Source organism: Microcoleus sp. T2B6 (assembly GCF_036700475.1).
Classification (GTDB): domain Bacteria; phylum Cyanobacteriota; class Cyanobacteriia; order Cyanobacteriales; family Microcoleaceae; genus Microcoleus.
Map to the genome: position 1 here is coordinate 1 of NZ_JAUBOZ010000157.1, position 11927 is coordinate 11927.

Consider the following 11927-nt stretch of genomic DNA (forward strand, 5'->3'; position numbering starts at 1 on the left):
CACTAACCACTAACTACTAACTACTAACTATGCCCCATGCCCCATGCCCCATGCCCCATGCCCCATTACCTACTTTTCGATAATTTCCTCTGGACGCAGACCGGCACGGCGATCGGTGTAGGAAACTTCATGGGGGTCGATCGCACCTTTCGGCAAATAAGCGAATTCGCGCATCGGTGTCACCATCGGGTCGTCTGTAACCTTGTAGGGCAAACGTCCGAGGGCCACGTTGTCAAAATTCAATTCATGACGTTCGTAGGTGGCTAACTCATACTCTTCTGTCATCGACAAACAATTAGTCGGACAATATTCTACGCAGTTGCCACAGAAGATACAAACACCGAAATCGATACTGTAGTGCTTGAGTTGTTTCTTCTTAGTTTCTTTGTTAAATTCCCAATCCACCACAGGCAAATTGATCGGACACACCCGAACACAGACTTCGCAGGAGATGCACTTGTCAAATTCAAAGTGAATTCTGCCCCGAAAACGTTCGGAAGGAATTAATTTTTCGTAAGGATACTGCACCGTAATCGGTCGGCGTCTCATGTGGTCAAAGGTAACAGATAGCCCTTGACCGATATACTTAGCAGCTTGAAGAGTCTCTTTGGCGTATTCGCCTACTTGATTGAGGAATTTTAGCATGGTGTTCTCTCTCTGTACTTGAGTTTTTGGTAATTGCTAATTGATAATAGGTAATTGCTTAACAGCTATTTTTTTTAGCTGTTGCCATTTACCTATTACGAATTAACCGCCAAAAGCAAAAGGAAAGGCAAGCTTCAAAGCTGCGGTCAATAGCAAATTAACTAAAGCAACGGGCAGCAAAAACTTCCATCCCAAATCTAGCAATTGGTCGATCCGAACTCGCGGCAGAGTCCAGCGGAGCAGAACTGCCAGAAACAGGAAAAAGTAAGCTTTCAGCATGGTCATTGTAATGCCCAGCAAGCCGGTAATTACCTGCAACCAAGGAGTCGTCTCGCTCAATCCCAGGGCATTTGTCAGCACTTCGACAGGAATCGGGCATTCCCAGCCGCCGAGGTACAAAACTGCTACTAGCAGGCAAGAAAGGACGAGGTTAACGTAGGAAGCGATATAGTACAAAGCAAATTTCATGCCTGTGTACTCAGTCTGATATCCTGCTACCAATTCTTCTTCTGCTTCCGGGAGGTCAAAGGGCAACCGTTCGCATTCTGCTAGTGCTGCGATCCAGAAAATCAGGAAACCTGCTGGTTGCCGCCAGATATTCCAGCCGACAATGCCGTACCCGGCTTGCTGGTGTACGATGTCGATCGTACTGAGGCTGTTGGACATCATCACAACTGCCAATACTGCCAAAGCAAGGGGAATTTCGTAGCTGAGGGATTGAGCGGCGGCTCTGAGTCCTCCGAGGAGGGCGTATTTGTTGTTAGAAGCATAGCCGGACATCAGCAAGCCGATCGGCTGAATGCTAGACAAGGCAATCCACAGAAATATCGCTGTCCCCATATCGGCGATCAGCATATGCTCTCCGAACGGCACGATTAAGTAGGAGAGAAAAACTGGAATCACCACAATTACCGGGCCTAGGGTAAATAGTAGCGCGTCAGCTTTTGCGGGTACGATGTCTTCTTTGAATACCAACTTCAGACCATCAGCAACGGGTGCTAGCACTCCCAGAGGGCCGATGAATTCCGGGCCTACCCGCTGTTGAGCGGCGGCGGAAATTTTCCGTTCCAGCCAGACGCTAGTCAGTACCCCGAAGACGGCAGCGACAATCATCAGCAACATTGGCAGCGGTAGCCAAAGCACTTGGGCGATGTCCGCCGGTAAGCCCAAATTCATCAGGGCTTCTACAAAACTTCCTTGTAAGTCAATTCCTGGGTTCATTATTTCCAGCTTTTGAGCGCTCGCATATATTTTTATACCCATCCTTAGTAGGAGTAGGCTTGGAGAGTCGGGTGTTTGTAAAGATTTTTAATGCTTTACCGCTTTTTAGTATATCGCCGGACTGGCTCCAACAACGCACACACAGGGTGAAGTTATAATTATATGAGCCCGCAGCGTAGCTAATGGGGTTGGTAATTTATGGTTGGCTGTTGACGGTTGCAAGGCGGTGAGGACGCAAATTGAAAAACGACCAGCAAATATTTCAGTCCCCTGGCGGGGAAAAGGTAGAGCACTGCACGGATTTTGACACGGATACACGGATGAGTTGAGCTATCTGAGCCAAACAAAAGGGCTCAGAGTTAAATCTGAGCCCTTTATAATGCTTTAAAGTAACTTTCAAATGGTTTAAACCATTGATTTTACGCTACTTTTTTTATGGAACTGGGCAGAATCGAACTGCCGTCCAAAGCGGGTATTTACCTTCCGATCGTTCACAGGTTTATCCCCTCTAATCCTCGGGGCGGGAACCATCTTTATCCTAAATGGGAGGATTTTCTAGTGATTGCTTTCCTAGCTAGCCGACTAGAAACGTTTAGCTAGGGCATCCGTTGGGGGTTGTTATGCTACCGTTAACGGAGTTAGGTGGCATACACTCTAAACCAAGCTCAAGAAGTTTTTAGGCTACAGCTACGGCTTTGCGAGCGAAAGGAACGATGTTGTTCGCATTTACTATTTTTTTTGAGCCGATATTAACGAGAGTAGACTCCCTCTCGACCTGCATCACGGAGCAGCTTTCGCCACCCTGTCGAAACCATTACAGCCCCTCGTGTGTTCTTTAATCATAGACAATATTTCGTGTTGCGTCAAGCGATTTTAGATTTTAGATTTTAGATTTTAGATTTTAGATTTGGGATTTGGGCACAAAGCTGAGTCAAGAATATTTACATCTTCCACCATTTTCTTGAACAGGCAAGATGCCTGTTCCACAAGAGTTCCAGTTTTTTTGGGGGTGAGCCGCAGAACCCGCCATTGAAAGGTTTATTGACAGTGGTCAAGTCGATTTTAGATTTGGGATTTTAGATTTTCGATTGGGGATTAAAGAAACCGGGTTTTTTGCGGTTAATGCGGGCTGTAACGAAGTATCTTGCAAAAAAACCCGGTTTCTGACCACCCGTGCGTAATTGCTAATTATGCAAGTTCTCCTCCCAGACGCCGATGTAAATCCGATCGCGCTCATTGCGTTCGATCGTCCCTTCCAGCGAACCCTTCCTAAACGTAAACCGATTACTCCGGCGCTGCTGCACGTCGCCCAAGCCTTGCAAAATCTCACGGCTAGCGCCGCCCACCATCCCGTTTAAGGCGGTTCGCACCACCAAATCGTCCACAGACTGGGCAAAAGAACCCTCTGTTTGTACTAGCTGGCCCGAATCGCGATCGTAAATGTAGCCGAGAGTAATCCGATTTGGCAATATTTCGTAAAGTGCGGTGCGAGTATTCGGCCAATAGCCCCGCGCTTGAGAGTCAGTCGGTTCTCCCAATTGGGATAAAATCTGACTTTCCGGCGTACCAACGGCAAATCCTGGGATTGTGGGAGTTTTCTGATAATTGGTTCCCGGTTGTTCGCTGGGTGCGGGCGATCGATCTGGCGGCAACTCCTTGTCAACAAGTTTTTCTGTTGGTGTGGGTTCGACAGCTTCGGGAGAAGGCGCTGGTGTTGGTGCTGGGGCGGGTGTTGGAGTTTCAGCAGCAGGCGCTGGAGTTTCAGCAGCAGGCGGCGGAGTTTCAGCAGCAGGTGGCGGAGTTTCTCTGGGAGTCGGTGCTGGCGTTGGTGTGGGCGCGGGGATTGGTGTGGGGCTTGAGCGCGCGTCTGGATCTGCAGGGGCCGAAGTGCGATCGTCCTGGGCCACCGGTGCGGGTTCCGAAGACGGCCGGTTGAGGAAAACCCTAGCAATACCGACCAAACCTGCCACAATAAGTGCGATCGCCACGAACCCCAAAATCCACCAAACCTTGCGGTTGTTGTCCCCAGAAGACACCACAGCAGGCGCTGTTCTGGAACCCGCCGGCGACTGAGGCCCGTGTCCCGGAATCACCGCCACCGTCGGCCCGGTGCTCGGCGACGCTGCACCCCCCTGCCCATGCAGCAGCGACAGCCACTCATCCACGGTAGCAGGGCGATTTTGAGCTTCTACCGTCATCCCCCGCATCACCGCAGAACTGACAGCCGCACTTAGCTGAGGCTGCAAGTCGCGGGGTGAAGGCATCGGTTGGCTGGTGCGTAAAATTGCAGCCACCGGCACCTGTGCTGTCAGCAGAGTGTAAAGCGTCGCCGCCATACCGTAAACATCTGTGGCTGGCGTATATTTTCCTTGGGCAAAATACTGTTCTGGCGGCGCGTAGCCGTCGGAGACCATATTAGTGTGACTTTGGGTTGCACCCGGAGTAAACTCGCGGGCTATGCCAAAATCAATCAGCACGACTTCCTGAGTACCTTGGCGCAAAAGAATGTTTTGCGGCTTGACATCTCGGTGCAGCAAACCCTTTTGATGAACTGCTTTCAAAGCAGCCCCTATTTGAGTGATGTAGAGAATTGCGAGATTTTCTGGCAGCGGATTATTTGAACCGACTACATCTGCCAAATTCTGACCGGCAATGTAGTCCATCACCATGTAAGGCTGCCCGTCTTCCACAAAGAAATCGCTGACGCGGACAATATTCGGATGAACGCAGGAAGCCAACCGCCTCGCTTCGTCTTGAAACTTGCGATCGAACTCAGCAAAATTGGGTTGCTGCCGCAGAGATTCGTTGAGCGTTTTTATGACTACAGGCTGTCCTAAATAGCGGTGATTTGCCCTGAAAGTTATTCCAAAGCCGCCGCGGCCCAATTCTTGTTCGAGGGTGTACTTTCCACCCTGTAAAGTTTTGCCGATTAGCGCATCCATAGGTTCAGGCGATCGCGTACCAGATAATATGGCTGATTATGGCACGTATTTTGGGCTAAGTTACCAGTCTAAATGGCGATCTAGGATTGCGATCGGCGTTGCCATTCCTTCCCGAATCGATTCCCGCATCCCTGGCACTGAGAGAAGATACAGTGTCTCCTGCACAGATGCCCAGTCAGATTCAGATAATAACACTGCATTGCTAGTCTGTCCTGCGATCACAATAGGTTGATGCGACTCACTCACCGAATCGATCAACTGCTGCAACTGCTGTTGAGCTTCTTTGATTGGGATCATAATCTTCCACCTGTCTAAATACACTTTTCTAATTGATATGGGCTGGCTGTAGACACTGCTACAACTGCCCCAGAAACTTGTCGTACTCTGCGTGTGAACCAACCCAAAACCAGATTACAGTGTCTCCATCCAACTGACCAATTGCTCGATAGTTTTTGCTAAGGTTACATATAGAGGTATAGGCGGTGATATGGGAGATTGGAGTATTGGTGGAGACGGACTTCTGCGTCAAGGAGGTAACTTAGTAACGGTGGGCAATGGAATTCCAGTGCGGATGCAGCAATTAGATTTTTGATCTTGAATAGCTACAAAAAATTGAGCAAAAAGGAGAGTCAATTTATATGCAGGAATCTTTGCTAGATATGGTAACTGTCCCCGAAGGAGAATTTCTAATGGGAGCTTGTTTAGAAGATAATGAAGCCGAGACTAGGGAAGCACCATTAAGAAAAATTTGGTTGTCAACTTTTGCCATTCAGAAAACACCAATAACCGTAAATTTATGGCAGGAGTTTCTAAACAAAACGAGCTATGACTGGTGTTTCCACAATGAAGTTGCCCAGAGATCGCCTAGCAAGCAGCATCCAATTACTTGCGTATCTTGGCATGACTGCTGCGCGTTTGCACGGTGGTTGCAAGATTCTTTGGGAGAAAACTATGCTTTGCCAACTGAGGCACAGTGGGAAAAAGCCTGCCGAGGGACAGAGGGACAGTTATACCCTTGGGGAAGCGAGGAGCCTGAAGAGTACGAAATCCTTCCTCCACCCCCTGAAACTACACTGCCTGTAGGAACTCGTCAAGATCGGCAAAGTCCTTATGCTTGTTTGGATATGTGGCAAAACGTATCTGAGTGGTGTTTGGATTGGTATGACGAAGAGCTATACGATCATGAAGATGGTGAATATTATCAAACCGACCCAAATGTTACAAAAAATCCTGCTGGTCCAGCAACAGGGAGATGCAAAGTTTTTCGAGGCGGACAAATGATGTGGCAACAAGGCTGGCCGAGATGTAGTTATCGAACCTACCAATACCCTGATTACAGGGCTTTATCATTAGGTTTTAGAGTAGCCATCAACTTTTGAAAACTTAGACGGCAAAAGCGATAACTGTATGAATAAAGAAGTACGAACGCCTTAACGCTTGGGACGGTTTTAGCAACTTAATGGTAGTCCGAGGTTTAGGCGATCGCGTACCAGAGAATATGGCTGATTATGGCACGTATGGTGGGCGATCGCCTGGATTCCATCATTGTATTGAGCCAACCTCCGTAGTGTTAGGTTGCATTCTAAGCCCCTAGATGTAGCGCATAGTTTTCCTGGGGGGGTGACAACAATATGCTTATTAACGAAAAGAAGTTAGTTTTGATAATATAGCGTTGAAGAGTATTCAGTATTAACGGAACCGATAACAATGGTCATTGGGACTAGAGCAGGTCAATATGTGGAACAGATGGCAGGCTACAAAGCCTTTATACCTAATCCGCTGCCACCCAAACCTGAGATTATTATGGATCAGGAAATGTGGGATCTGCTGTCTCAGGCAGATCGTGCGCTGGGGCGGCTAGACGGAGCAACGGATGCTCTACCCAATCCAGATCTATTTGTGTTTATGTATGTTCGGAAAGAAGCAGTTCTTTCGAGCCAAATTGAAGGCACACAAGCATCTTTGATAGATGTCCTAGAATTTGAATCTCAGGCTTTAGAACCGAACAATCCTCAAGAGGTGGCTGAGGTTGTAAACTATATCGCTGCTATTAATTATGGTCTTGAGCGGCTCAAGAGTTTCCCTGTATCTTTGCGATTAATTCGAGAAATTCACAAAGAGTTAATGCAAGGCGTAAGAGGTGCTGAGCGCGATCCAGGAGAGTTTCGCAGCACTCAGAATTGGATTGGTGCAGGAGGATGTTCCTTAAAGGAGGCCACTTATGTCCCTCCTCCACCCTATGAAATGCTCCAATCACTAGATAATTTGGAGAAATTTTTGCATAGTCCACAACCTATACCTACCTTGATAAAAGTTGGATTAGCTCATGCTCAGTTTGAAACAATTCACCCTTTTCTAGATGGTAATGGAAGAACAGGGCGATTATTAATCACGTTTCTGTTGTGCGAACAAAATATACTGCAACGCCCACTACTTTATATCTCTCACTATTTCAAGAAATATCGCTCTGAATACTACGATCGTCTTCAGGCTGTTAGGGACAGTGGCAACTGGGAAGGGTGGCTGAAATTTTTTCTGCGTGGGGTTTACGAAGTGGCTCAGGAAGCTGCGGCTACTGCCCGTAAAATAGTCAACTTAAAAGAAGAACATCGCCAATTAGTCCTCAACACAATGGGGCGTAAATCAGGGAATGCAATCGCATTGCTTGAGAGCCTTTATTTCAGACCAATCTTTAATGTAGAACACGCTGAAGAAATTACGAGTTTGTCATATCCCAACGCCAACGCCTTAATTAAGGCTCTTAGTGATATAGGTCTTCTGGAAGAAATCACTGGACAAAAACGTAATCGAGCATTTTCTTATGCTCCATATCTAGCTGTTTTTCGGGATTCCTAGCAACAAATACAGCTCAACTATATGACGGTATTCACATAAATAGCTCGCTCTTTCTTGAACCGCCTGTCTCGTCGGCTCGCTGATCGACATCTTGAGCCACCATCATTGCATTGATATGGGTAAAGATGCGATCTAATTCCCCAATGGTATCGAGTTCCGCTACCTCTTCTGCCATTAGTTGATCTGCCTTTTTCTTCTCTAACAATTGTGACCTGCGCTGTTGGAGCGATTCACTAAATTTGAACAACTTCCACCGATCGACTTTTTCAATGCAAATCTCATGGATTAATGAGGAGGGTTTGTTGAGAATTGAAACCATTGTAGGCTCCGATCTTCGGGTTTTAAGTAGTGACTAGATTATAGCTTTTACAGTTCTAGATGCACCCTATCCAAATTCCGGGGCAACCACGGGGGGATTGCCCCTACTTTCACACCACATAGGTCGGCTCACACCGGAGTACAATACACTATCGAAACGCTGTTCTCGGAACCCTTGCGAGTTGGTAAGCGCCCCGACTGTCCAACAATTGATATTGATTTGGCTGCAATCCTAATTCCTCAAATTTGTCGGGATATCCCAGTACCAAAACAGAGGGAGAAATTGGGTTTTTAGATTCCTTAATGTAGTCGATCGCCCCTCTGACACGTCCGTAGTAAGTCACCGGCCCTTGGGTATAAAAAACCAGACTTGGTTTCCAGAAACCCACCATAATAAACTCTTCCCCCGGCAGTTTTTGTTGAACCGCAACCTGTGCTAACTGTCTCAGAGGTAACTGACGGTTGATATCAACCAAATTGTAGGCCGGAGTAAGACCAAAGATGATAAATGCTACTAACCCGATGAAGTTAGCAACCAAAATCCAGCGCTGTTGCCGCTGCCAAAGTAAAAGTGCGATCGCCACCGCCGCAGTTATCCAAATCACACCGCCTACAATCAGCAATCCCGACTGCTGAATTGCTTGCGGAAAATTGGGCATAGCCGGGTCGTCTCCGAGCCAGTTGTAGCAGTAGAAAGTTGCTCCCGCTATAATTAATAAAAATACGACATTGAAAATGTATGTAACTAACAGCCCTCGCGGTAAAGAATTCGGTTTTTTTTCTAACTTTGCCCGCCTGCTTTCGGGTTCGTTGCCTGCAATAATATCGCTCCACAGCAGCGTTACCAAAATCGCAGCGGCGGGGATTAAAGGCAATACATAACTAGGCAATTTGGTCACGGCGATCGTGAAAAAGCCAAAGATGCAGCCGAACCAAAATAGGGCAAATAAACTCAACTGAGCCGATCGCGGTTGACGACGCCAGTAACTGCGCTGCCAAAAACGGGTGCGGGCGATCGCCACGGGCAAATAAATCGACCAAGGTGCAAAACCAACTAGCACTACAAAAAAGTAAAAATACCAAGGTGCCGAGTGCTTATTGACTACTCCAGTAAAACGCTGGAAATTGTGATAGCCAAAAAAGCTGTCAATATAAGTTTGACCGTTGTCTAAAATAACGAAAATGTACCAAGGCAGGGCGATCGCCAGAATAATCAAGATTCCCGACACCGGACGCATTTCGCGCCAAAGTTGCCGAAAATTTCCCAAATAAAGCCCGAAGCTGCCAACAATCAGCGCTGGCACGACAATTCCCACAGGCCCCTTAGCCAGAATTGCTAAGGCAATTAGTACGTAAAAAGTCAGATACCATTTATTGGGAAATCGGGAAGCGGAAACAGTGGAAAATTCGGCTTGTTCTCTCTGTTCTTCTAGAGTGTAACCGATAAAAAATGCGAATAGTGCCGAACACATACAACTAACTAATAGCATATCGGAAACGCCAGTCCGTCCCCAGGCAATAGTTTGGGGATTTAAAGCTATTAGGGCAGCACCAATCCAAGGAGTAGAAAGAAAGAGTGGGAGACGGGGAGAGGGGGAGAGTGGGGGAGTGGGAGAGTGGGAGAGTGAGGGAGGAAAGACAGTTACATTCCTCCGTGTATCCGTCTCCGAATCCTTGTCGTGTCCTTCTTCCTTCCTTCTTCCTTCTTCCTCCTTCCTTCTTCCTTCTTCCTTCGATTTCGATAGGGTATAAAATCCCATGCAAGTCAGACCGATCGCGCACAAGGCCGAGGGAAGACGCACGGCCCATTCGTTAACGCCCAGAGTGCGGTAAGCCACCGCCATCAGCCAGTAAATCAACGGCGGCTTGTCAAACCTGGTTTCGCCGTTGAAATAAGGAGTGATCCAATCTCCTGTCACCGTCATTTGACGGGCGGCTTCGGCAAACAACGGTTCGGTTTCGTCAACTAAACCGATGTTGCCGAGATTCCACAAGAAACCTACCCAGGCGATCGCGCACAGCCATAAAAGCGATAGCAGCAAAGGTGCGATCCTCTTCGTTGGCGTAGCCCCCGTAGGGGCGGGCTTTCCTTCGGATCGCTTCGCTAACGCTAACGGACGCTTCCTAAACTCTGACAAACTTTTAATAAATTCCTTCACGCAAACTTCCTGCGATTTTAGATTTAAAATTTTCGCTCGCATAGAGAGTCTACCGAAAGATTCGCATTCTCGAAACTCCCAATTCGATCGAATCTGGTTAAACAGAGATGTTACACCATTCTCAACAAGGCTTTTATGAACAGGCAAGATGCCTGTTCCACAATAAAATTCACTCTTTGTGGAACAGGCATCTTGCCTGTTCTTGAGAATGGTGCAAGATATCAGTTAAACAGAGATGTTACACCATTCTCCACAAGGCTTTCATGGGCGGGCAGGATGCCCGCCCCACAATAAAATTCACTCTTTGTGGAACAGGCATCTTGCCTGTTCTTGAGAATGGTGCGGCTATGTGAGTTTAACCTCACATAGCCGCACCATTCTCAACAAGACCGTATCAACCGGCTTTCTCGACCAAAATCTCGGCACCTGCAGCTAAGGGTTCACGGCTGCAAAATTAATTGCCATTCTCCGGCTGTGCTGTTCCAAGCGGGCGTGGGTGTCTCCCCGGCGACGTAAGGCCCCCAGTAGTGGCGAGAACCATCCTGAGCAAAAACCACTAAAATGTCTCCCCGTTTGACTTGTAACTTGCCCTCCGGCAGCGATAGCATCAGTCCCTTGTCGCCACCTTCCCCCGGCGCAAAATCCCAGTGCGCGGGTTTGCCGTAGGATTTCTCGGCTTGCCGTTTCGACAGCAGGGCCACTCGCACTGGGTGTTCGCTGCGGTTGCTGACGCGCAGACTGCCGGCGGCTTTAGCATCTACAGGGATTGAGGAAAGCAATTCCTCCTCTGGATCTGGGGGGGTTGGTGTGGAGTCGGGTTTGGGCTCGCTGGCGGTGTCTGCAGAAGCTGTCGCGACTGGGGAAACGGGGGGTGTGGGGGGATATGCGGTGGCTTGTGAGGGCCAATCGCTGGACTGATTGGAACCGTTGGAGATAGTGATTTCAAAACGTCCTAGAAACATTCCTGTAATTAGGACGATCGACACTCCAATTACGATCTGGTAAATTTTAAGATTCATAAATTTTAGGCTTAAAGGATAGACTGCACCCGCAATGAGTCTTAACTATTTTTAATGTAAAACCAGGGGTTGCTGTGCCACAAGATACAGTTACACTTAATTACTTGACCGTTCTCGGCGATAAGTCGCCGATCGCTCAATACCATCTTAGATGTTAAATTTGAGATTTTAGATGGCGACATACTGACCCCGGTAAGGATTTGGAGTTGGTCGGGAGTGGCATTTTTTGACTCATCGGTATAGCTTTTCATACCAGTTGAAAAAAAGAGTGCCACTATAGGCGCGTACTCCAAACCCCAATAGTAATCAGTAATTCCCCATCTCAAATCTCAAATCTCGAATCTCAAATTGTATAACTTTTATGCAGAATACCCGAATTAACAGATTAATTGATGTTCTGGGCGATCGCTTCCGAGGCTGGCTGAGCAATCCTTGGCGGCGGATTTCGCTCCTGCTAATTAGTCTGCTATTCGGCACTTTTTTGGGAACTGCTATTTCGACGATCGCCGGACAATCTGCGGATTGGGATATTATCGCGGCCGGGCTGTTGGTGTTGTTGACGGAGTTCGCGAGCTGGCTGGTTTACGGCAGCCCGCGGCCTGTAGCCCGTTCTTTTTGGGTGGATATGCTCAATGCTCTGAAAATTGGCGTGACTTACAATTTATTTGTGGAGGCTTTCAAACTAGGCTCGTGAACGAACCTGACGGTCAACTGAGTACAGTTAGACCGCAGGCTTCTTTTTCCTTTTTTTTCTCATGCTTTTTTGA

The 11927-nt window shown here is 47.7% G+C and carries 12 protein-coding genes and 1 other RNA gene; 3 read left to right on the forward strand and 10 right to left on the reverse strand.

Annotated features, from left to right (window positions below; genetic code table 11):
• Window positions 1-69 precede the first annotated feature (69 nt).
• From ndhI to QUA00_RS37015, 6 genes are all read right to left on the reverse strand, one after another.
• Entirely contained in the window at window positions 70-645 is a 576-nt protein-coding gene (ndhI, locus tag QUA00_RS34490; protein ID WP_333042046.1) for an NAD(P)H-quinone oxidoreductase subunit I, read from the reverse strand.
• Between the two features lie 102 nt (window positions 646-747).
• Window positions 748-1866, reverse strand: coding sequence for an NADH-quinone oxidoreductase subunit NuoH (gene nuoH, locus QUA00_RS34495; protein ID WP_333075256.1), 1119 nt, complete (start codon window positions 1864-1866; stop codon window positions 748-750).
• A 433-nt stretch (window positions 1867-2299) separates the two neighbouring features.
• Window positions 2300-2690, reverse strand: a transfer-messenger RNA (tmRNA) gene (ssrA, locus tag QUA00_RS34500).
• A 360-nt stretch (window positions 2691-3050) separates the two neighbouring features.
• Window positions 3051-4808 carry a serine/threonine-protein kinase gene (locus QUA00_RS34505; RefSeq protein ID WP_333143677.1) on the reverse strand — a complete coding sequence of 586 codons (1758 nt, stop codon included), beginning with the start codon at window positions 4806-4808 and terminating at the stop codon, window positions 3051-3053.
• Window positions 4809-4868: 60 nt separating this feature from the next.
• Window positions 4869-5105 (reverse strand): type II toxin-antitoxin system Phd/YefM family antitoxin, encoded by a 237-nt coding sequence (locus QUA00_RS34510; protein WP_333413011.1) that lies wholly within the window; start codon window positions 5103-5105, stop codon window positions 4869-4871.
• A gap of 58 nt (window positions 5106-5163) precedes the next feature.
• Window positions 5164-5337, reverse strand: coding sequence for a ParE family toxin-like protein (locus tag QUA00_RS37015; protein WP_445300693.1), 174 nt, complete (start codon window positions 5335-5337; stop codon window positions 5164-5166).
• 109 nt (window positions 5338-5446) lie between these two features.
• Between QUA00_RS37015 and QUA00_RS34515 the strand changes: the two genes are divergently transcribed.
• Together QUA00_RS34515 and QUA00_RS34520 are read left to right on the forward strand one after the other, a co-directional pair.
• Entirely contained in the window at window positions 5447-6187 is a 741-nt protein-coding gene (locus tag QUA00_RS34515; protein WP_333310623.1) for a formylglycine-generating enzyme family protein, read from the forward strand.
• Window positions 6188-6554: 367 nt separating this feature from the next.
• Window positions 6555-7664 (forward strand): Fic family protein, encoded by a 1110-nt coding sequence (locus QUA00_RS34520; protein ID WP_333413014.1) that lies wholly within the window; start codon window positions 6555-6557, stop codon window positions 7662-7664.
• A 31-nt stretch (window positions 7665-7695) separates the two neighbouring features.
• Here the strand turns inward: QUA00_RS34520 and QUA00_RS34525 are convergent, their stop codons facing one another.
• The 4 genes from QUA00_RS34525 to QUA00_RS34540 form a co-directional block, all read right to left on the reverse strand.
• On the reverse strand, window positions 7696-7983 hold the full coding sequence (locus tag QUA00_RS34525; RefSeq protein ID WP_333310627.1) for a hypothetical protein: 288 nt from the start codon (window positions 7981-7983) through the stop codon (window positions 7696-7698).
• 148 nt (window positions 7984-8131) lie between these two features.
• On the reverse strand, window positions 8132-10141 hold the full coding sequence (locus QUA00_RS34530; protein WP_333413016.1) for a glycosyltransferase family 39 protein: 2010 nt from the start codon (window positions 10139-10141) through the stop codon (window positions 8132-8134).
• A gap of 440 nt (window positions 10142-10581) precedes the next feature.
• A complete protein-coding gene (locus tag QUA00_RS34535; RefSeq protein ID WP_333143670.1) occupies window positions 10582-11160 on the reverse strand; it encodes a hypothetical protein in 579 nt (192 codons plus the stop codon).
• Window positions 11161-11201: 41 nt separating this feature from the next.
• A complete protein-coding gene (locus QUA00_RS34540; protein ID WP_333143669.1) occupies window positions 11202-11411 on the reverse strand; it encodes a hypothetical protein in 210 nt (69 codons plus the stop codon).
• Window positions 11412-11521: 110 nt separating this feature from the next.
• On the opposite strand from QUA00_RS34540, the gene QUA00_RS34545 reads away from it, so the two are divergent.
• A complete protein-coding gene (locus tag QUA00_RS34545; protein WP_333143668.1) occupies window positions 11522-11854 on the forward strand; it encodes a DUF565 domain-containing protein in 333 nt (110 codons plus the stop codon).
• The last annotated feature ends 73 nt before the right edge of the window (window positions 11855-11927 follow it).